This is a genomic window from Allobosea sp. ASV33 (assembly GCF_016428755.1).
In the GTDB taxonomy this organism is placed as follows: Bacteria; Pseudomonadota; Alphaproteobacteria; order Rhizobiales; family Beijerinckiaceae; genus Allobosea.
Window position 1 is genome coordinate 1 of record NZ_JAELTI010000059.1, and the last position, 21,711, is coordinate 21,711.

General features: G+C 60.4%; 16 protein-coding genes and 4 pseudogenes. 16 read left to right on the forward strand and 4 right to left on the reverse strand.

All coding sequences use genetic code 11. The annotated features are described in order from the left end of the window. The coding region (locus tag JHD80_RS17040) for a nitrilase-related carbon-nitrogen hydrolase (RefSeq protein WP_282568405.1) at positions 1-584 on the reverse strand (584 nt) is incomplete at its 3' end. Between the two features lie 278 nt (positions 585-862). Here JHD80_RS17040 and JHD80_RS17045 point away from each other — a divergent pair. The 7 genes from JHD80_RS17045 to JHD80_RS17075 all read left to right on the forward strand — a co-directional run bounded on the left by JHD80_RS17045 (position 863) and on the right by JHD80_RS17075 (position 9,007). Continuing rightward, on the forward strand, positions 863-2,227 hold the full coding sequence (locus tag JHD80_RS17045; RefSeq protein WP_199089660.1) for a nucleotide sugar dehydrogenase: 1,365 nt from the start codon (positions 863-865) through the stop codon (positions 2,225-2,227). Positions 2,228-2,467: 240 nt separating this feature from the next. Further along, entirely contained in the window at positions 2,468-3,373 is a 906-nt protein-coding gene (locus JHD80_RS17050; protein ID WP_199089661.1) for a glycosyltransferase, read from the forward strand. Positions 3,374-3,545: 172 nt separating this feature from the next. Further along, positions 3,546-4,601: a dTDP-glucose 4,6-dehydratase gene (gene rfbB, locus JHD80_RS17055; protein ID WP_199089662.1), complete on the forward strand. Its 1,056-nt coding sequence runs from the start codon at positions 3,546-3,548 to the stop codon at positions 4,599-4,601. 12 nt (positions 4,602-4,613) lie between these two features. Beyond that, entirely contained in the window at positions 4,614-5,171 is a 558-nt protein-coding gene (gene rfbC, locus JHD80_RS17060) for a dTDP-4-dehydrorhamnose 3,5-epimerase (protein WP_199089663.1), read from the forward strand. Further along, a complete protein-coding gene (gene rfbD, locus JHD80_RS17065) occupies positions 5,171-6,076 on the forward strand; it encodes a dTDP-4-dehydrorhamnose reductase (RefSeq protein WP_248311613.1) in 906 nt (301 codons plus the stop codon). The genes rfbC and rfbD overlap by 1 nt, the downstream gene beginning before the upstream one ends. A 3-nt stretch (positions 6,077-6,079) precedes the next feature. Beyond that, a complete protein-coding gene (gene rfbA / locus JHD80_RS17070) occupies positions 6,080-6,958 on the forward strand; it encodes a glucose-1-phosphate thymidylyltransferase RfbA (protein WP_199089672.1) in 879 nt (292 codons plus the stop codon). A gap of 177 nt (positions 6,959-7,135) precedes the next feature. After that, positions 7,136-9,007 (forward strand): glycosyltransferase family 2 protein, encoded by a 1,872-nt coding sequence (locus tag JHD80_RS17075; protein WP_199089674.1) that lies wholly within the window; start codon positions 7,136-7,138, stop codon positions 9,005-9,007. Between the two features lie 195 nt (positions 9,008-9,202). Here the strand turns inward: JHD80_RS17075 and JHD80_RS17080 are convergent. Beyond that, positions 9,203-9,413, reverse strand: a pseudogene (locus tag JHD80_RS17080) (transposase domain-containing protein); the annotation flags it as partial. A gap of 61 nt (positions 9,414-9,474) precedes the next feature. Between JHD80_RS17080 and tnpA the strand changes: the two are divergent. The 4 genes and pseudogenes from tnpA to tnpC form a co-directional block, all read left to right on the forward strand. Further along, complete coding sequence (tnpA, locus tag JHD80_RS17085; protein ID WP_199089676.1) at positions 9,475-9,873, forward strand: IS66-like element accessory protein TnpA; 399 nt, start codon at positions 9,475-9,477, stop codon at positions 9,871-9,873. A gap of 17 nt (positions 9,874-9,890) precedes the next feature. Beyond that, positions 9,891-10,166: an IS66 family insertion sequence element accessory protein TnpB gene (tnpB, locus tag JHD80_RS29400; protein WP_465246530.1), complete on the forward strand. Its 276-nt coding sequence runs from the start codon at positions 9,891-9,893 to the stop codon at positions 10,164-10,166. A gap of 68 nt (positions 10,167-10,234) precedes the next feature. After that, a pseudogene (locus tag JHD80_RS28790) lies at positions 10,235-10,973 on the forward strand (IS630 family transposase); the annotation flags it as partial. Positions 10,974-10,989: 16 nt separating this feature from the next. Further along, positions 10,990-11,900, forward strand: a pseudogene (tnpC, locus tag JHD80_RS17105) (IS66 family transposase); the annotation flags it as partial. Positions 11,901-12,251: 351 nt separating this feature from the next. On the opposite strand, the gene JHD80_RS17110 reads toward tnpC, so the two are convergent. Next, entirely contained in the window at positions 12,252-14,192 is a 1,941-nt protein-coding gene (locus JHD80_RS17110; protein ID WP_199089684.1) for a rhamnan synthesis F family protein, read from the reverse strand. A 502-nt stretch (positions 14,193-14,694) separates the two neighbouring features. Between JHD80_RS17110 and JHD80_RS17115 the strand changes: the two genes are divergently transcribed. The 5 genes from JHD80_RS17115 to JHD80_RS17135 all read left to right on the forward strand — a co-directional run bounded on the left by JHD80_RS17115 (position 14,695) and on the right by JHD80_RS17135 (position 20,338). Further along, entirely contained in the window at positions 14,695-15,264 is a 570-nt protein-coding gene (locus JHD80_RS17115) for a D-sedoheptulose-7-phosphate isomerase (RefSeq protein ID WP_199089686.1), read from the forward strand. Positions 15,265-15,273: 9 nt separating this feature from the next. After that, a complete protein-coding gene (locus JHD80_RS17120; RefSeq protein ID WP_199089688.1) occupies positions 15,274-16,245 on the forward strand; it encodes an NAD-dependent epimerase/dehydratase family protein in 972 nt (323 codons plus the stop codon). Next, entirely contained in the window at positions 16,245-18,185 is a 1,941-nt protein-coding gene (locus tag JHD80_RS17125; RefSeq protein WP_199089689.1) for an HAD-IIIA family hydrolase, read from the forward strand. The genes JHD80_RS17120 and JHD80_RS17125 overlap by 1 nt, the downstream gene beginning before the upstream one ends. Further along, a complete protein-coding gene (locus tag JHD80_RS17130; RefSeq protein ID WP_199089691.1) occupies positions 18,182-19,162 on the forward strand; it encodes a GHMP family kinase ATP-binding protein in 981 nt (326 codons plus the stop codon). Before JHD80_RS17125 ends, JHD80_RS17130 begins: the two co-directional genes overlap by 4 nt. Before the next feature lie 357 nt (positions 19,163-19,519). Continuing rightward, entirely contained in the window at positions 19,520-20,338 is an 819-nt protein-coding gene (locus tag JHD80_RS17135; RefSeq protein WP_199089692.1) for a rhamnan synthesis F family protein, read from the forward strand. Positions 20,339-20,403: 65 nt separating this feature from the next. Here JHD80_RS17135 and JHD80_RS17140 read toward each other — a convergent pair. Further along, a pseudogene (locus JHD80_RS17140) lies at positions 20,404-21,526 on the reverse strand (IS3 family transposase). Positions 21,527-21,711: the final 185 nt, after the last annotated feature.

Consider the following 21,711-nt stretch of genomic DNA (forward strand, 5'->3'; position numbering starts at 1 on the left):
GCGCCGGCGAGCGCGGCATAGGACGAGGGGGGGATCGGCGTCCAGACATCCTCGCAGATCTCCATATGGACGGTGAGATCGGGGATATCGGTCGCGGTCAGCAGGATATCCGTGCCGAACGGAACCTCCTGCCCGCAGAGCTCGATATAAAGGGCGCTCGCCCGCTCGCCCGAAGCGAACTGCCGGCGCTCGTAGAATTCGCGATAATTCGGCAGATAGGTCTTGGGCACGGCAGCGAGAATGCGGCCGCGATGGATCGCGATCGCGCAATTGAACAGCCGCCCCTCGACCCGCAAGGGCGCGCCGACCACGGCGACGCAATGCAGGCTCCGGCTCTCCGCGACAAGCCGGGCCAGCGCATCCTTCACGGCATCGAGCAGCGCGTTCTGCTGCAGCAGGTCGTCGATGGCATAGGCGCTGATGCCGAGCTCCGGGAACAGGCAGAGCGAGGCGCCGCCTTCATTCGCGCGCCTGAGCATGGCGACGGTCTCGGCGACATTGAAAGCCGGATCGGCCACCTTGAGCCGCGGCGCGGCACAGGCGATCCGGACAAGGCCGTGGGCGTGGATGTTGCGGAAACTCATGGAAACCCCATCAGAGCAGGCCGAGTAGGCCCACCGGCCCAGCTTATCGCGCATCCCGCCGCCGGGCAGCAAGCAGTGTCGTTAGCACCGCCATGCGCAAACGCGGTCATCATGCATCACAGAAGACGGCACTGGTGGGGCGATGAATTCGGCCCGGGAGTGCCGACCCATCAGACCGCGATGGAAGCCCCGCAGGTTGACATCGTTTTGGCCGAGCGGCAAAGCCTCCTTCGTTCTCGCTTCCGCGCCCAATGCGCCCAGCCAGCGGAAAGCCGCTCATGTCAGCTTCGGCGCCCCCCCGCCCCGCCACCGCTTCCGATCTGCCTGCACAGCTCACCCTCATCGCGACCAAACGATATCGCGTGGGCATCATCGGTCTGGGCTATGTCGGCATTCCACTGGCGCTGACCGCGTGCAAGGCCGGCTTTCCGGTCGTGGGCTTCGATATCGATGCCCAGCGCGTCGCGCAGATCAACCGCGGCGAGAGCTTCATCAAGCATATCCCAACCGAAGCGATCTCCGCCGCGATCAAGGAAGAGCGCTTCCGCGCCACAACCAATTTCGACGAATTGCGCGACGTCGATGCAATCATCATCGCGGTGCCGACGCCGCTGACCAAGCATCGTGAGCCCGACCTCTCTTATGTCGAAAACACGGCCCGCACCATCGCGCCGCGGCTGCGCAAGGGCCATCTCGTCGTGCTGGAATCGACGACCTGGCCCGGCACGACCGACGAGATCATGCGCCCGATCTTCGAGCAGACCGGCCTGAAGAGCGGCAAGGATTTCTACCTCGCCTTCTCGCCGGAGCGCGAGGACCCCGGCAATCCAGATTTCGGCACCTCGACCATCCCGAAAGTCGTCGGCGGCGACGGGCCTGACGCACTCGCGCTGGCGAACGCCGTCTACGGCGCTCTCGTCGTCAAGACCGTTCCCGTCTCGTCCTCAGCGACAGCCGAGGCCGTCAAACTGACCGAGAACATCTTCCGCGCCGTCAACATCGCGCTCGTGAACGAGCTCAAGGTGATCTACGGCAAGATGGGCATCGACATCTGGGAGGTGATCGACGCCGCCAAGACCAAGCCCTTCGGCTTCATGCCGTTCTATCCGGGCCCAGGCCTCGGCGGTCACTGCATCCCGATCGATCCGTTCTACCTGACATGGAAGGCGCGCGAGTTCGACGTTACCGCTCGCTTCATCGAACTCGCCGGCGAGATCAACACCGCCATGCCGCACTGGGTCGTGGATCGCGTCGCCGAGGCGCTCGACCGCCGGCAAGGCCGCGGGCTGAACGGAGCGCGCGTTCTTGTCATGGGCATCGCTTACAAGAAGAATATCGAGGACACCCGTGAAAGCCCCGCGCTGAAACTCATAGAACTTCTGGAAGAACGCGGCGCCACGGCCGATTATCACGACCCCTATGTTCCGGAGCTGCCTCGGACCCGCAAGCACGGAAGCCTCGCGGGGCGTGCCTCCGTTCCTCTGACGGCCGAGATCGTAGCACGCTACGACGCCGTTCTCATCGCCACCGATCACGAGGCCGTCGACTATCCGGCTCTCGTGGAGGCCGCTCAACTTGTCATCGACACGCGCAACGCTTGCGCCAGAGCCGGCATAACCCATAGCAAGATCATCAAAGCCTGAGACAAGGCGAAGCCGTGTGCGAGAAATGGGACGCGCGTCCCCGATGCCTTCTCGGGGCACGATCGGCCTTGCCCCATCGCGTGCCCTTCACGCGAACCACCTCTTGCGCTCCGTCGATTACTCGGCGGGGGCAATCACGTGTTTGAGATCAAGGTCCGACGCTGCTCATGCATTCTCGGTCCGTTTGGTTGATCGGGTCGAATGTGGGGATTAAAGGAGCGCGGCGGAGAACTCGAAGCGATGATGGAGCCGGTGAAACAGACACAACGCGCGCATGCCTGTGCGGCTGTGGTGCTGTATCGGCCAGATCCGGCATTGCTCACGCGCCAAGTCGAGGGCCTGCGCGGAACGCGCTTCATCGCATTCGCAAACGGGCCCTTGGAAGCCACCGCGGCTGCTGCGCTAGCCTCGGCGGACCTGCGCCTGATCGCGAGCCCGGACAATGTCGGATTGGGGCGAGGGCTCAACGCTGTCATGGAAGCGGCGTCCGAAGAGGGCTTTACGCATGTCCTGCTGCTCGATCAGGACACCGAGCCCACATCGGAGGTCCTAACGGACCTCGCCGGGCGGCTGCGAGAGCTGGAATACGCTGGAGAGAGGGTCGCCGTGTTGGCTCCCCGCCTCACGCCACCCGACGAAGGCTTCTACAAGCCGATCCGCTATGAATGGCGCAAAGGACGGCGAGCCGATGATCTGGCCGCGGTAGACTTCAGCCCGACATCCGGTTCGCTGGTCAGTGTTGCGGCCTATCGGGATATCGGCCCCTTCCGGGACGACTTCTTCATCGCCGGCATCGATGTCGAATGGGGCTTCCGCGCCTGGAGCAAAGGCTGGTCGTCGCTGGTGGCGACGGACCTTGCCATACCGCACCGTTGGGGTGAGGCCGTCAGCGCGGCCGAACTCGGAAAGCCCCAGATTCTGCGGCATGCACCGATCCGAAATTACTACTATGCGCGCAACGTGGTTGCCGTTGCTCGGCTAGGCCATGTGCCTCTGTCCTGGCGATTTCGATCCTGTGCCGCCCTTGCCGCACAGATCGGGTTGATGGCACTCAGAGGCCCTCCGGGAGGATTGCGGCCAATCTGGGCGGGCCTGCGCGACGGACTCGCCGGACAGCTCGGACCAGCACCAGCCGGAGCGACCTAGCGCAAACCCGCGGATTGAAGATGGCCGCGCGCATTGAAAGCGTATCTGGATGCACTTCTACGATTTACGGTACGGTGGTGCAAATTTCAGGCAGCTTGACTCACTAGGAGGAGCCTGCTTCTTGCCGGCTCGACTTTGAACCAGATTGCTTTTCATCTCGGAGTTCGACGACGTGCCCTTGAGATTTCTCGTGACCGGTGGTGCCGGGTTCATTGGCTCGGCGGTTGTGCGCAAGCTGATCGGCGAGACGGATCATGAGGTCTGCGTCGTCGACAAGCTGACCTATGCCGGCAATCTCGCGTCGCTCGCACCGGTTTCCGGCAGCAACCGCTATCGCTTCGAACAGGCCGATATCGGCGACGGCGAGCGGATGAAGGCGATCTTCGCCGATTTCCAGCCCGATATCGTCATGCATCTCGCGGCCGAGAGCCATGTCGACCGCTCGATCGACGGGCCGGCCGCCTTCATCGAGACCAATGTCGTCGGCTCGTTCACGCTGCTGCAGGAGGCGCTGCGCCATTTCCGGGGACTGCCGGAGGATCGGAAGGCGCGCTTCCGCTTCCATCATATCTCGACCGACGAGGTCTTCGGCTCGCTGGGCAGCGACGGCTTCTTCCGCGAGGACACGGCCTATCAGCCGAACTCGCCCTATTCGGCCTCGAAAGCCGCCTCCGACCATCTCGTGCGCGCCTGGCACCACACCTATGGTCTGCCGGTGGTGATGACCAACTGCTCGAACAATTACGGGCCGTATCATTTCCCGGAGAAGCTGATCCCGCTGATGATCATCAATGCGCTGGAGGGCAAGCCCCTGCCGGTCTACGGCAACGGGCTCAATGTGCGCGACTGGCTCTATGTCGACGACCATGCCGATGCGCTGATCACCGTCGCGACCACCGGCAGGCTGGGCGAGAGCTACAATATCGGCGGGCACAACGAGAAGACCAATATCGAGGTTGTGAAGACTATCTGCGCCCTCCTCGACGAGCTGCGGCCCGATCCCAAGGGTTCGCGCGAGCGCCTGATCGCTTACGTCACCGACCGGCCGGGCCATGACGCGCGCTATGCGATCGATGCCGGTAAGATCGGCCGCGAGCTCGGCTGGACGCCGAAGGAGACCTTCGAGACGGGCCTGCGCCGCACGGTCGAATGGTATCTCGCCAATCCCGGCTGGTGGGGCGATATCCGCTCCGGCGTCTATCGCGGCGAGCGCCTCGGCGCGGCCTGAGCGGGGGAAGACATGCTGAACGTCGAGGATACGGCGATCCCCGCCGTCAAGATCGTCACGCCGAAGAAGTTCGGCGACCATCGCGGCTTCTTCTCGGAGACCTGGAGCCGCAAGGCCTTCGCGGAGGCCGGGCTCGATCTCGATTTCGTCCAGGACAACCAGTCGCTGTCTGCTCCGGTAGGGACGCTGCGCGGCCTGCATTTCCAGTCGCCGCCCTTCGCGCAGGACAAGCTGGTGCGGGTCACGCGCGGGCGCATCCTCGATGTCGCCGTCGATATCCGCGCCTCGTCCCCCACCTTCGGCAAGCATGTCGCGGTCGAGCTTTCGGCCGAGAACTGGCGGCAATTGCTGGTCCCCGTCGGCTTCGCCCATGGCTTCGTCACGCTCGAGCCGGATACCGAGGTCCTCTACAAGGTCACCGCTCCCTACGCGCCCGAGAACGACCACGGGCTCGCCTTCGACGACCCGGCGCTCGGCATCGACTGGCGCCTGCCGCTCCCGGACCTCACGCTCTCAGACAAGGACCGCAAGCATCCGCGCCTCGCCGAGATGCTGCGTTATTTCGACTGATGACCTTGCGCATCGCCGTCACCGGTTGGACCGGCCAAGTCGTCTGCGCCATGCTGGAGCGCGTGCCCGTCGGCGTCGAGGTCATCGCGCTGCGCCGGCCGGAGCTTGATCTCGCCCAGCCGAAGACGGTCGCTCCGGCCCTGCGTTCGGCGAGGCCCGACGTGATCGTCAACACCGCCGCTTATACCGCCGTGGATCAGGCTGAGAGCGAGCCGGAGCTTGCCATGCGCGTCAACGGCGAGGCGGCCGGCGAAGCGGCGCGGGCGGCGGCGGCGCTGGGCATTCCCATGATCCAGCTCTCGACCGACTATGTCTTCGACGGCGGGCTCGATCGGCCCTATCGCGAGGACGATCCGACCGGCCCGATTTCGGCCTATGGCGCCAGCAAGCTTGCCGGCGAGCGGGCGGTCGCCGCGGCAACGGACAACCACGCCATCCTGCGCACGGCCTGGATCTACAGCCCCTTCGGCAAGAACTTCGTCAAGACCATGCTCCACCTCGCCGAGACGCGCGACGAGATCGGCGTCGTCGCCGACCAGGCGGGCTGCCCGACCAGCGCGCTCGATATCGCCGATGCGATCTTCACCGTCGCGCGCAACCTGACCGCGCGGGCGAATGACGGTTCGCTGCGCGGCGTCTTCCACATGAGCGCGGCGGGCGAGGCCGTCTGGGCCGATGTCGCCGAGGCGATCTTCGCCGAGCGCGAGCGGCAAGGCGGCAAGCCGGTCCGGGTCAAGCGCATCGCGACAGTCGACTATCCGACCCCGGCGCGCCGGCCTGCCAATTCCCGGCTCGATTGCAGCAAGCTCGCGCTTGCACACGAGGTGCGGCTGCCGGAATGGCAAAGCGCCCTCCGGCCTTGCGTCGCGCGACTTCTCAAAGGCCAGGCCAAGGATCAGAGGTAGACGATGAAGGGCATCATCCTGGCCGGCGGCTCCGGCACTCGGCTTCACCCGATGACGCTGGCAATGTCGAAGCAGCTCCTGCCTGTCTATGACAAGCCGATGATCTACTATCCGCTCTCGACCCTGATGTTAGCGGGCGTCCGCGAGGTACTGATCATCTCGACCCCGCACGACCTCCCGCATTTTAAGCGCTTGCTCGGCGACGGCTCCGACTGGGGCATGAACCTGACCTATGCCGAGCAGCCGCATCCGGGCGGGCTGGCACAGGCCTACCTGATCGGCGCCGATTTCGTCGCCGGCGAACCATCCGCCCTGATCCTCGGCGACAATCTCTATTACGGCCATGCCCTGCCCGAGATGATGGCCCGGGCGACGGCCCGGAAATCCGGCGCGACCGTCTTCGCCTATCATGTCCGCGACCCCGAGCGTTACGGCGTCGTCGCCTTCGACCAGACCGGCAAGGCCATCTCGATCGAGGAGAAGCCGAAGCTTCCCCAATCGAACTGGGCCGTCACGGGCCTGTATTTCTACGACGCCGAGGTCGTCGAAATCGCGCGTTCACTGAAGCCTTCGGCGCGCGGCGAGCTCGAAATCACCGACGTCAACCGGATCTATCTCGAACGCGGCCAGCTCTCGGTGGAATCGATGGGCCGCGGCTTCGCCTGGCTCGATACCGGCACGCCCGACAGCCTGTTGGAAGCCGGCGAGTTCGTGCGCACGCTCGAAAGCCGGCAGGGCCTGCGCATCGCATGCCCCGAGGAAATCGCCGCGCGACAGGGCTGGATCTCGGCGGCGCAGCTCACCTTGCTTGGTGAAAAGCTCGCCAAGGGCGATTACGGACGCTACCTGATTAATGTGGCTAGGGATCTCCACCGCATCTAGTCTCGCTCGCAACAGCAGAGGGCGGTTCACGCATCGCAACGATAATTATCGGACGCCGCCCGCAAGGCGTCCGGTTCGCGTTCCCTTGCGACGATGCAGGCGCCAGATATAATACGCTTAAGGCAGCCAGAAGCAGACACGCCTCTCCTCAATATCTACGAAGATCGCGAGTTATGTATGAATGAACCTAGAGTTTCCGTTTTGATTCCTACTCGGAATTCCGAGAAATACCTGAGAGAAGCGATAAATAGCATTCTGGAGCAAACGTTTTCGGATATCGAATTATTGGTAGTGGATGACAACTCCTCCGATGATACGAGGTCAATATTATCTTCATACGGAGATCCACGCATTGTTATTCTGGACGGCCCAGGAAAGGGTTTGGCAGCTGCGCTCAACTTTGGGCTGCGACAGGCTAAGGGCGAGTTTGTCGCGCGTATGGATGCTGACGATATCGCCGATGTCACACGCCTGCAAAAGCAAGTCGAGTACCTCGACAGACATCCGCATCTAGGTTTGTGCGGGACTCTTTTCCAGCAGTTCATGGACGGAAACGCCATACATGAACATATGGAGAATGTTAAATACGCTGATTTGCTTGAAGGTTGCTATATCGGCCACCCGACGGCAATGCTTCGTCGCAAGATTTTTATAGATAACGAACTTTTCTATAACGAGTCGATGAAGTTCAGTGAGGATTATGATCTCTGGACAAGAGCGATTCGGGTTACGGAGATCGGAAACGTTCAGGAGAATCTGCTCCGGTACCGCCGGCATGGCGAGAGCGCATCGGTGTCAAACATTGCTGAAATGACCGGACTCGATGTGGATGTCAAAATTCGCATGATCGAATACCTCGTTGGTGGCATCGAGGCCGGGAAGAAGGATTTCCTGAGAAAGCTCATCACGAATCAAAGAATCATTGAAAGTGATAGAGAGGAGTTCGTGACCGAACTGTGCGACTCCATACGGTTTCCATCGCTGTGTTCGCGTGCCGAATTGCTTTCGTATTTCCATAGATTGGATCCATTCAGGGATTCATTTTTTAGGAATTCCGTACAGGGCTTGATCGATAACGCAACATTTTTTGTTATATCCTTTAATCAGCTAACTTATCTCAAAAATATCGTTGAATTCTTCATAAAGAATAAAATAAAAAATGTTATCATCATCGATAACGCGTCATCGTACCCTCCCTTACTTGCTTACTTGGATACGATTCCCTTCAAAGTTCATCGGATGACAGAAAATTACGGCCATATGGTCCTTTTCGAGAATGAAACATTTAAAGAAGAGATCGACAAAAATTACTTTTTCCTGACTGACCCTGATGTTCTGCCGGTCCCCGAATGCCCGAACGATTTTTCTTTTGTATTTATGGACATTCTCCTTAGGAATAATCTGAAGAATAAAGTCGGTTTTTCTTTGAAGATCGACGACCTTCCGAATCACTACGAACTCAGAGACAATGTTGTCGCTTGGGAATCGCGCTTCTTCAACGATAAGAGGACCTACAAGGACATCCAGATCTACGATTCTCCGATTGACACGACATTTGCCTTGTATCGACCGCGGCGAGAATGGCGGACAACAGATTTCTTTGCTGCCTTCCGCGTCGGCGCGCCTTATATGGCTCGGCATCTGCCGTGGTATCGGAATCTGTCAAAAATGACGGATGAGGAACTGTTCTATAAGAGAACAGACAAAGGAAGTAGCAACTGGAACGGAACGATGAGTTCCGATGAGCTTCACAAGAAATACGGCACGGGTGACGCGGAGAATTGCGAGGCTAAGCCCGCCGGACTTTTCGAGAGAGGCAGAGCCGCCTTCCGGTCGACCAGGGAATTGAAGCAAGTTGGGGCGTTGAGAGGCTATTTTTTATTCGGAAGATTTCCTCTAGTGAATAAGAAGACCGAGCACTATTCTTGCATAACCACGACAGTCTATGCGTTTGGGGCGATCCCCCTGGTGAGCAAGTCAGCGACAAAATACCGCTTCGTCTATCGACTTTTGGGTGTTCTGCCGGTGTGGACGAAGAGGGCCGGATGACGGCGGCGCAACCGTTCCCGATGCGCCTAGTCTAAGGGTAGGCTGAGCCGGCGTGGCTCAGCTGCCGGCCGCGTCCTCGCTCGATCGGCGAGCGAGGACGTGCGAGCGTCCGGGCCAGCGTTGCTCGATGTGGCCGCTCCGTAAGCATGCGAGGAAGGCCGCGTGATCGAAGCCTTCGCGCGAGCGTAGCGGGCTCTATGATGAGGTTGGTTGAAGTTCAGGCGGCTTGCTGATCGCCGATCGTGCCGGCCTGCGCAGGCGCTTCCACGTCCAAGGCAGCAGTTCGTGCAGACGCGATATGGGAAGATCGGCGATGCGCGCCAGACGTCGGCCAGCCAAGCCTTCGGGTCGATGTCGTTGGGCGGGCTGTGGCGATGGGGATGAGCATGACGGCGGCGCGATCAGCGCGCATCCGTCCGAGGGCGGCCGTCTTGAGCAATGAGATTTTGCGGTGAGAAAACGTCTGTATGGACATCTATACAGACACACCGGTCAGTCGGCTTGGGATCTTTGAGAGAGGCGGTCGGCGTCGCTTCAGCGATGAAGTGAAGCTCCGGATCGTCGAGGAGAGTTATTCGGGTCGGCGCCCGGGCTCGGCGACGGCTCGCAAGTACGGGATCACACGCGCACAGTTGAACGACTGGCGTGATGCTGCGCGCGCCGGACGGTTCGGCCCGACTTCGAGCTCAGGATTTGTACCGGCGTTCATCGTGCCGGAGGTCACGGCGAAGAGCGCCCCGCTGATGGTAGAGGGCCGGGGTCGGATTGCGATCGTGACGACGAACGAGCGGCGGGTGATCGTGGATCGCGATGTCGACGTCGAAGCTCCGTTGCAAATCGTGCAAGCGCTGGAGCGGCTTGCCTGATCCCGGTTCCGACGGGGGTGCGGGTCTGGCTGGCGACAGGCTACATAGACATGCACCACGGCTTTCCGGGCTTGTCGCGGCAGGTTCAGGAAGTGCTTCGCCGGGATCCGCTGAGTGACCACCTGTTCTGCTTCCGGGGGCGCCGAGGCGATCTTTTGAAGGTGATTTGTCATGATGGCCAGGGCGCCTCCGTTCACGAAAAAGCTGGAACGGGGCGCTTTTTATGGCCGAGTCCAGCGGACGGGGCGGTGACGATCACGCCGGCACAGATGGGTTATACCAACGGCCGCTGAGGCTGACCCACGAGGGCTTTTCGACAATCGGTGTCGCTGATTCAATGAGCGCGGGGAGGGTTCGCGCCATGCCTGCTGCGGTGAAGCTTCGGAGGGACTATTCGGCCTTTGACCTGTGACGTCTTGCGACCTGGGCGAGGCACGCCAACCAGAGCCGCCGGCTTCTGTCACTGGCGGCGGTTCTCGACGGGATGGATCGGGAGCAGGCCGCGCGGATCGGCGGCATGGACCGCCAGACGCTGCGCGACTGGGTTCACCGGTTCAACGAAAGCGGACCCGACGGGTGAAGGACATCCGCTCGAAGCGGGCATCCGCCCAGGCTCTCGGTCGATCAACTCTCCGCCTTGGCGCGCATCGTCGAGGCGGGCCCCGACCGAGCCGTCGATGGCGTCGTCCGCTGGCGGCGGATCGACCTGAAGGGGGTGATCGAGGAACGCTTCGGCGTCGTCTATCACGAGCGGACGATCGGCAAGCTGCTCAGGCAGATCGGCTTCTCCTACATCAGCGCGAGGCCGCGCCATCCTGCTCAGCACGAGCGCGTGATCGAGATTTACAAAAAAGTTCACGGCGACGCTGAACGCACATCTCGCTCATATCCCGAAGCGCAAGCCGATCGAGATCTGGTTCCAGGACGAGGCCCGGATCGGCCATAAGAACGGACTGGTCCGGCAATGGGCGAGACGCGGGACGAGGTCACGCCAGCCTGCCGATCAGCGCTGCGAGAGCGCCTACCTCTTCAGGGCGATCTGTCCGGCTCGCGGCGTCGGGGCAGCTCTCGTCACGCCTTTTGCCGATACATGGGCCATGTAGCATTTCCCTTTCCACGGTCTGCACCTGTCGCGGTGGATCGCGGCTGTCAAAGCGGCGAGGACGTGACCGAAACGCTGGAGGACATCCCGCGCCGCTTCAGGTTGATCGAGACGGTGCGCGAGAAGTTCGGTCGCCGCGATTGCGGCAATGTCAGCCAGCCGCCGCCGCCGTTCCATGCCACGCCACGCGGCTTCATCGGCTTGCAACTGCTGGCGACGATCGTCTTGGACAAGTTCGGGCAGCACATCCCGATGAACCGTCAGAGCGCGCGCTTCAAGGCCGAGGGGATGGACCTGCCCCTGTCGACGCTGGCCGACCAAGTCGGCCATGGAACCATCGCCCTGAAGCCAGTCTTCGACTTGATCGAGGCCCATGTGCTCGCGGCCGAGCGCCTTCATGGCGACGACACCACGGTCCCTATCCTGGCGAAGGGAAAATGTGCGACCGGGCGGATCTGGAGCTATGTGCGCGATGATGGCCCTTCGCCGGCCCCGCGCCGCCTGCGGCGGTGTATTACGCTTCAGGCGACCGACTCGGCGAGCACCCGCAGAAGCATCTCACCGGATTCACCGGCATCCTTCCGTGCGACTGCTACGGCGGCTTCGAGCCGCTGTTCGACCCGCAACGGAAGGAACAGCCGATCACACCGACGTTCTGCTTCGCCCATGCCCGCGCGGCTTCTTCGAACTGGCCGATATTGCGAAGAAGGCCGGCGACGGCGTGAAGGGCAACCCGATCTCGCCGATCGCGTTGGAGGCCGTCAGGCGCCTCGACGCGCTGTTCGAGATCGAGCGCGCCATCAACGGCAAGGCCGCCACCGAGCGGCGGACCGTGCGCCAGGAGAAGAGCAAACCGCTTCTCGATGACATGCAGGCCTGGCTGTTGCTGGAGCGCGAAACCCTCTTGCGCTCCGATGCTGCGTTGTTGCTTAGGCAGATCCTGCCGTCACCCAGTATCGGTCCGAGGGGAATGCAGTTCGATGGCCGGGGTTTGCTGAAGCGCGATCCGCGTGATGCCGCCCCTGAACTGCGGCGAGGGTACCCGCTCGTGCGAAGCCGTGCGCGTCGGCCACTTGGGAAGCGCGGGAGCAGTCTGGACGAGAAGAGATCGGCCCAGCGAAAAACCCGGCAACGCGGCTCCCGCCCCAGTAGCCGCCTGGAACGCCCTCGGGCCATCTTGGGCGTCCCATCGCCAGCCTCCGGCGCCACACCACGTCGGAGAGGCGGGGCGATTTGCGGCCGCGCTCGAACGGAAGGTGCGGCTAGTCCAAGTATTTCAGGTTCGCTGGAAAACGACGAGAAGGCAATCGCCGGGCCGTTCCCGATAAGAATGCTGTGGGCGGTAGTAAATGCTGGCATTTCCGTTGCCGCGGGCATAATCGAGTTTTGAAAAGGCCCCGTTGTCCAATGGGCTGAAGCCGTGCTTGGCTGCGGAATCCCGCCACCATGGCAACGGCTCCAGCGTCTGGTGCAGGGGAGTTCCGTCGTCGGTGAATCCGCCGTCGACCTGCGATATCGAGCAGGCGAAGATGCTCCCTGGATAGGTGTGGTCGCGGAGATTCTGGAACATTCCATCTACCCCCTCAGGCGTCAGATGCTCTAGAACCTCCCAGGCGGAAATCACGTCGAACTTGTGCGGCTCTTCGCTGCCCCTCTTGAGGCTGAAGGGTTTGGTGATATCGCAGGTGAAAAGGCTCTCCCGTAGCAGTCGCCACTCCGCCCGTTGCTGGAGCCTGGAAATGTCGCTCCCTTCCAGGCCGATCCCGATATGACCTCGCAATATGGCGTCCCATACGATGCCGCCGGCCGAACATCCCAGGTCTAGGAAGGAGAGCGTCTGCTTGTCGGTAAAATAATCTTCGCAGGCGCGGATGAAGCGAGGATGGCGCGTATGGTCGACCAGCGTTCCCACCGGGTGCAAGTGGTCGGGGCTATCATAGGCCACCGGGTGATCCGTGCTGCAGGAAAAGCCCTGCGACTTGCTGAAATCGATCCGATCTTTCAGAGCGATGAGAATATCTCTCTGGGCCCAATCGATATGGCCGTGGAGTTCCGTCATCGAGACCTGCGCATCCGCGGCCCGTTTCTTCAGGTCAGAAATGCGGTCGATAATCTTCGATATCGAAGCTTGTTGCTCATGCAGTCGGGTGTGAAACGTATCGTTTGTCGTATGCAGGTCATTCTGCAAGACAGAAGTAGACGAATCAATACGATCAAGAATTTTATCCATTAATATAATGATCTGATCCGTGGATTGACTCGTGCTATTAAGCTTTGTTTCGATCATATAAAGTTTGTCGACGATCCGGTATTTAAACGGTCTGTATATTGGCATAATTAATTTCTTTATTACTGATATTAGATTAGTGCGAATATTTGTAATTGATCGCACTTTTAATGAATTGTCGCTGATATCATCAAAATTATTTGTGGAATAATACAATTGTTCGCGGCTATCTAGATCTTCAACTGCAATTTTGTGCTGAATAAAGTCCGACGGATATGCATTCCGTTTGAGTATATCATATGTCTCAACCAAATCCTCTCTGGCAAATCCTCGCTCCGTGAAAACTTTCTTCTTCAGGAAGGGTGAGCCTGCGCTGAGAAGGCTGTTCTGATAGGCGGATGCATCGGCCCCGAAGGGGATATTCAGAGCAGCGCGATCGATATATGTTCCAAACGATAACCCCGATTTGAACAGAAGCTTCGTCAGGCCGATTTCATAGGCAATGCAGATTTCGACCTTACTGGATTGAGCTTGAATGCTTTCGAAGAAATTTCGAAATTCTGGCATAGAAAATGCATTCTTATAAAGATTTATAAAATAACTTTGAATATGAACATGAACCCCATTGTTAGCAGTAACTCCCCAAAAATCGAATCCAGAACTATCCATTTTTTCAAACATTATTGATAGATCACACACAGGCCCATAATTACTATCATTTGCAAGGATTAGAGCCTCGTATGACTCGATATTAGACCAGCCAATGTTGTAAATCAGCTTCTGCCAGGAGCCAAAATCGTACTTATCGTGCCTGGCGGCATATCTGCGCTTAACAAAAGGATCCAGTTTTTGCAGCTCCGCTTCGCTTATGTCACTCGCTGAATAATAATAAACATCGGAGTGCTTTGAAAGTTCCTTAATATAAAATAGTACATAATCGTCAATAACGAGCGCCTCACTGTACCCGGCAAACAAGCAAAGGCGTTTCATTTGATCGTCCTATTTATATTTTCGGCCGGCTAGGGAGGCGAGTTAGGTCGGCTTATAGATATGGATTCCGTCTCAATCGTGTCCCTAGTTGATTATTCGATTAGGGCTGCATCGGCCAGCATTCCGCTGTAAAAATATCGCGGCAGGCTTTCATCGAGCCCCCTGCGAGCAAGCGCATTGGCCAGTCTTTGATTGCTGGCGCGGTCGCTGGGACGCTGCCCCAAAATGGCTGCATGCGTTGCCTAACGGCATCGATTGGGCGCGGAGGCGCAGAGGCGTTCAAATTTGCCTGTTGGTCGACAATAGGTGGAAAAGCCTTCCGCGGTTCGGCGCGCCATGAGGTGGCGGAAAAACGTCACCCCGGTTCCGAATTCATGTGATATGAGCACGCGCAGGCAGTTATGGCTGCTTTCGCACGCAATCTTATCGCGGCATTCGATCAGAGCACGGCTTTGCCTCATGGTAGGCGCCGCAGTTGGAAGGTGAGGAAAAGAGAACTGCAATGCAGGATTTCGTCAAAAAGTACTTCACGCTACTCCAGGGAGCGATCGGAGATGTCGAGACCCAGGCGGTGGCTGCGGGCGTCGAGGAGATCAGGTCGGCGTGGTTGCGCGGCGCACAGATCATCACGCTCGGTAACGGCGGCAGCGCGATGACGGCGCTGCACTACATCACCGATTGGTCGAAGGCCGTCTACCTGAAACACGGTAAGCCGTTCCGGGGGCGCTCTCTGACCGACAACATGGGATTGATCACCGCCTACGCGAACGACATATCCTATGCCGATGTTTTCAGCGAGCAGTTGAAGAACATCATGCAGCCGGGGGATCTCGTCGTCGCCGTCTCCGGCAGCGGAAACTCGGAGAACGTCATCCGCGCGGTGGATTACGCCAACGGCCATGGCGGCCGCACTCTCGGCCTTAGCGGTTTCTCCGGCGGAAGGCTCAAGGAAAGGGCTCAGAGCTCGATCTGGGTCAACGTGCATGACATGCAGATCGTGGAAGACATCCACGCCATCTTTGGTCACATCGTCATGCGGGCCCTCTGCGACGCCTCATCTTCCGAGCTGTGAAGCCCCCTCATGTCATCTTTGCATGTCATCACCGGCGGCGCCGGCTTTGTGGCAACCAACTTGGCTCGTGCGTTGTTGGAGCGGGGCTCGCGTCTCGTTCTCATCGACAACCTGTCGCGCGGCAAGCGTAGCTATGTCGATGCGCTCGGCCATAGCAATCGCATCTCTTTCATCGAGGCGGATGTCTCGCACGAGGGCGAGCTCGAGGCCGCGCTGAGTTCGGTTTCGGCTGAGCCGGACGCCGAGATTTGGCATCTGTGCGCCAACTCCGATATCCCAGCCGGCGTCAACGATCCGACGGTGGATCTGCGCGACACCTTCATGGTCACTTTCGCGCTGCTCCAGTTGATGCGGCGAAACGGCTGGAAGCGATTGCATTTCTCGTCGACCTCCGCCGTCTATGGCGATCACGGCTCTGCCCCGCTGACGGAGGAGACGTTCGTCGAACCGATTTCTAATTACGGTGCGATGAAACTCGCGTCTGAGGCGGCGATCAGGGCTTGGTGCGAATCTTCGGGCGGGCGGGCGAGCGTCTTTCGTTTTCCGAATGTCGTTGGTGTGCCTGCCACGCACGGCGTCCTGATCGACTTCGTCCGCAAGTTGCAGGCTGATTCCAGCGTTCTGCCGGTGCTGGGCGACGGAACCCAGCGCAAAGCCTATCTGCATGTCTCCGATCTGGTCGAGGCCATGCTCTTCATCAGGCAGCGCGACCTGGCGGGATATCAACTGTTCAACATCGGCCCGCGCGACGAAGGTATCACGGTACGCGAGATTGCGGAGCTCGTGTGCCAGCGGGTGGCTCCGGAGGCCCGGTTGTCCTTCGGCGCGGAGGGGCGGGGCTGGGTCGGCGATGTGCCGCGCTTCCGCTATGATGTCTCCAAGCTCGCCAAGCTTGGCTGGTCGAGCGCGCAATCCTCGCTTGAAACGATCCGCATGGCGATCGATCAGATCGCGATGCAGGAAGGTGTGGGCGCGCCGTGATGACCGATAGCACTGACCGCCGGCAGGCCGTCATTCTGGCGGGCGGGGCGGGCACGCGGCTGGCGTCGCGCCTCAACGGCTTGCCAAAGCCGTTGGTGGACGTTGACGGCTCCCCGTTGCTCGAGCGGCAATTGCGTCAGCTCGCCGCTGCTGGCTTTCGGGAGGCCGTGATTCTCGTGAGCCATCGTCGCGAGGCGATCGAGGCCTTTTGCGCAACGATGGATATCCCCGATTTCACGATCCATGTCCGGGACGACGGTGCGAAGGCGCGTGGCACGGCGGGCGCGACCTACGGAGCACGCGACATCCTGGCTGCGCGGTTTCTGGTCGTTTACGGAGATACGCTGTTCGACATCGATCTGGCTCGCTTCTGGGCAGCGCATGAGATAGCGCGAGAACAAGGCTGCGATGCGACCTTGTTCTTGCATCCCAATGACCATCCCTTTGATTCCGATCTCGTTGAAATCGATGCGGACGGCGTAGTCCGCGCCTTCCACCCAAAACCGCATGCGCCGGGCGAGTGGCTGCCCAATCTCGTCAATGCCGCGCTCTACGTGGTGGAAAAAAGCCTGATCACCGATTTTCCTGCAGAGGACGGTGTCGTCGATTTCGGCCGCGACCTCTTCCCGAAGGTGGTCGCCGCCGGCCGCCGCCTCAAGGGATATATCACCTATGAGTACATCAAGGACCTCGGTACCCCGGAACGCCTGGAGCGTGTCACGGCCGATCTGCGTTCGGGCAAGGTTGCGCGGGCTCGCCTATCGAATCCGCAGAAGGCGGTGTTCCTGGATCGCGATGGCACCTTGAATGTCATGGCCGGCCACATCGCCAGGCCTGAAGCTCTCGCACTTGCGGACGGGGCCGCAGAGGCGGTGCGCGCCTTCAATCGCGCGGAGTACCGGTGTGTATTGATCACCAACCAGCCTGTGATTGCGCGCGGCGAATGCACGCTGGAGGAACTTTCGCGCATTCACGCCAAGCTCGAGACGAAACTCGGAGAGAGCGGCGGGTTTCTCGATGCGATCTATTATTGTCCGCACCATCCGGATTCCGGCTTCGCCGGAGAAGTGCCGGACCTCAAGATGATCTGTAACTGTCGCAAGCCCGCACCCGGCCTCCTGCTTCAAGCGGCCAAGGACCTGTCGGTGGATCTGGCCGCTTCCTGGGTGGTGGGAGACAGTGCGGCAGATGTAGGCGCAGCGCGGCGGGCGGGCGTGCGCAGCATCCTGCTACGAACCTCCGGTGCACGCGGCATCGGAATGACCGAGCAGCCAGACTACGAGGTTCAGGATATCGGCGAAGCCAGGGCGCTGATTCTCGGCGGTGCACAAGCTGTGCGTGAGGCCCTGGCGCCTTGGGTGGAGCGTATCCGTCCCGGGATGATGGTGCGCATTGCCGGTCGATCTTGTGTAGGCAAATCGACGGCGGCAGCCACATTGTCTGAATTGCTCGTGGAGCGCGGAATTGCGGCTCTGCATCTGCAATTGGATCGCTGGACCATACCTCGGCCCGTGCCGTTAGCTGACGGCGGCGCGCCCGATGCGGATGCTCTCGCGCTCTTCGATGCTACGATAGCAACCTGGCGAGCGGGAGAAGCGCTCGACATCGTGACGCCGCGCTATGATCCGATCCGACGCGTGAGCGATCCGTTGGGCTGGCGCGCGCAACTGCCGGCGAACGGTGTCCTCATCGTCGATGGTGCGCTTGGTTTCATGGTTGATCCAGGAGGCAGAGAGGTCTTTTCGCTCTTCATGACGGCCGCCGAAGATCACCGGCGCAGCCGCTTCATGCGCGAAGCGGCCGCGCGGGGGCTGCCTGAAAGCGGAGCAATCGATCTCTACCGCTCCGACCTCAGCGATCACATCCCACGGGTGGACATGCAGCGCGATGAAGCCGACGGCGAAATTGAGATTCCCAGTTTTGAGAGACAGCTTTCATGATCATTAGCCGCACACCGCTGCGTATGAGCTTTGTGGGAGGTGGCAGCGATCTCCCGCAATTCTACCGTGAGCATGGCGGCGCCGTGCTGAGCACGGCGATCGACAAGTACATTTTTGTTACCGCCAATAAGAAATTCGACCAAGGAGTGAGGCTTTCTTACTCTGTGACAGAAGAGGTTGATGCGATCGCCAAGATCGAACATCGCCTCGCCCGCCATTCGTTGCAGTTCCTGAGCATGTCTGGCGGCATCGAGCTGACGACGGTGGCGGATATTCCCTCGAAGGGAACGGGGCTGGGTTCTTCCAGCTCTTTTGCAGTCGGCCTTCTGCATGTTCTGCATGCATTCCTAGGCCGGTTCGCATCGGCGGGCCAGCTCGCGACGGAAGCCTGCCGAATCGAGATCGATCTGATGGGGGAGCCGATCGGCAAGCAGGACCAGTACGCTGCCGCCTATGGCGGGTTCCATCTTTATGAGTTCAAGCCCGACGAAAGCGTGGTGGTCACGCCGATCATCATGCCGCCGCAGCTCAAGCTGGATCTGCAGCGCCGCATCCTGATGTTCTACACGGGCGTGACGCGCTCGGCTTCGGCCATTCTGTCCGATCAGGCCAAAGCCATTACGTCCAACACCGACAAGATCAACAGCATGAAGCGCATGGTCGAATTGACCTATCATCTGCGCGACGAGCTCCAGTCATCGAGGCTCGATGCCTTCGGGGAGATTCTTCACGAGAACTGGGAATTGAAGAAGACCATGGCTCAGGGTGTGAGCAACCCCTCGATCGATGCAGCTTATGACGCTGCCCTCAACGCGGGAGCGCTGGGAGGCAAGATTCTCGGTGCGGGCGCGGGAGGTTTCCTAATCTTCTATGCGCCCGAAGATGCCCATCTGGCCATCGAGAGCGCTCTGGCTCCGATGCGCCGCGTTCCCTTTGCGTTCGACGGGGTGGGTAGCCGCATTATTTTTGCGGGATGACCAGCGGGTGAGCTTCGTTACAGGCGAAGTCCAGACCGTCGGTCACATGCGCTGTCGTAGGCAGGCGCTGCGCTTCGGGAATGGTCGCCGAGCGCCTAAATGATGGGGCGAGACGCCGCGGACACGACCATGGGCCAACGCGTCGTTCGGGTTCCATTGCCCTCAATTTCGGCTCATCGCCCCGAGAAGGCGCCGTCCATTGTCAGGTCCTTTACTCCATGCCAAACAGCATAAACGTCCCGCATCGAGCAACGAAAGCTGAGCTGATACGTCGGTCGATGCGCGAAATGATCTGAAATGAGCAACGCTCACCGTCCTCTTTGGAAACGCGTCCTGCGACGACCGGTTCTTGCGGCCATGAGGGCCCTCGAGATCGCCGGGGGGCTTGTCTATGCGTCAAAGCCGTTCCAGAGCCTTCGGGCAAAGCGCTTCTCCGATACGAGCGCGCCGTGCAACCTGCGTGCCGCTGTTCTGGTGCATGTCTTCTATCCCGAGGTGTGGGATGAGATTCTCGCTGTTCTTGATTCACTGCCTGCGGGTGCGCCGATCATCGTGACGGCTCCGCGCCATCAGGCGGCGGAGATCGCTGCGCTGGCGAAAGGCAATCCTCTGGTTGAGATCGTCGAAACGCCCAATCGTGGGCGCGACATTGCACCGTTCCTTCAGGTGCTCCAGTCCGGCCAGCTGGATCGCTTCGACGCGGTTCTCAAGATTCACACGAAAAAAAGCCCGCATCTGAGGCAGGGCAACCTCCGTCGGCGTGTACTCTTTACCGCCTTGGCGGGCTCGTCCGGCGTCGTTTCACGCGTGCTGAAACAGTTCCTCGACCCGAACGTCGGAATGGTTGGGCCTAGCATATATTTCCGAACTGCTCCCGTCTATTGGATGGATAATCGCCGGCGGGTCGAAGAGCTTGCGGCGCGAATGGGAACAGTGGGGAAGCTCGGCTTCTTCGAGGGGTCCATGTTCTGGTTTCGGCCAGCTGCGTTTGCACCTCTTCGCTCGCTCGCGCTGACGGGCGCTGATTTCGAGGAGGAAGCGGCGCAGCTTGATGCTACATTCCATCATGCGATCGAAAGGGTTTTTCCCTTGACCGCGGCAGCCGCCGGTTTCGAGACCCGGTCGCTGGGGGGGAAGACCCTTTGGCCTGCTGCCGGTTTTGCAGATAGGCCGTAAGCTGACTGACCTGAGACCCATTTCTCCTCCGGTCTGAGGGAGAGTCCCGAGTTTCATTTCTGGCCTCAGGCGGCCTGCTTTTCCGGCGAGGATTTGAGGGCGAACTCGGCGGGCGTGATGTTGCCGAGGGCCGAATGGGGTCGGTTCCGGTTGTAGTCCCCCTCCCATGAGGCGATGGCGCTGCGGGCCTCGGTGAGCGTCGAGAACAGCGTGTCGTTGAGGCACTCGTCCCGGAAGCGTCCGTTGAAGCTCTCGACGAAGGCATTCTGCGTCGGCTTGCCGGCGGCGATGTAGTGCTACTCGACGCCGGTCTCCTGGCACCAGCGCAGGATCGCCATCGAGGTGAACTCGGTGCCGTTGTCGGACACGATCGTCTTGGGCCGACCGCGCAGGCGAATGACATCATTCAGTTCGCGAGCCACGCGCAGGCCCGAGAGCGAGGTGTCGGCGACGTGCCAGGCACTCGCGCGTGTAGTCGTCAACGATGGTGAGCACCCTGAAGCGGCGACTGTCCGAGATCGTGTCGGAGAGAAAATCGAGGCTCCAGCGCGCATTGGCCCGATCAGGCACGAGCATGGGCCTGCGCGTGCCCAGTGCCCGTTTGCGGCCGCCGCGCCGGCGCACCTGCAACTTCTCCTCGCGATAGAGCCGCCGCAGCTTCTTCTGGTTCATCACGATGCCCTGGCGGTCCAGCATGATGTGGATCCTGCGATAGCCGAACCGCCGGCGCTCCGCCGCCACGGCCTTCATCGCCTCGCGCAACAGGGCATCGTCCGGTCGGGTGTCATGTAGCGCACCGTCGAGCGGTCGATCGTCAAGGCCAGGCACGCCCGACGCTGGCTCACTGCATGCAGCGTGCAGGCATGAGCCACCGCCTTCCGCTTCGCATCGGGCGTCACCATTTCTTGCGGCGACATCCTTCAGGATCGCGTTGTCGAGCAACTGCCAGCAGTTTCTTGAGACGGGCGTTCACGGCGTAAACCCGTTCCGGGTTTATCGCAACGTCCTCAAGGGTCTTCAGCCCGCGCGCATCCGACACGTCTATCCCGCCATACTTCGCCTTGAACTTGTAGAAGGTCGCCGAGGAGATGCCGTGCTTGGCTAGCAGACATCCGCCCTTGCAGCTCCAGCCTCCTGCTCCTTCAGCATCCCGATGATCTGCTCTTCCGTGAATCGCGAGGGGCGCATCGTCCGTCTTCGTGAGTGACGGACTCTACTCAAATCTGGAGGAAGATCGGAGGCTCAGGTCAACATCAACAAGGTCCATTCTGTCAGGACGCTCGTCCTCGTCGTAAGAGACCTCGGCGAGACGAGGATGGGCTCGCCGATATCGCCATCGACCTCGAGCCCGAGGATGGCTTGATCTGGGTCTA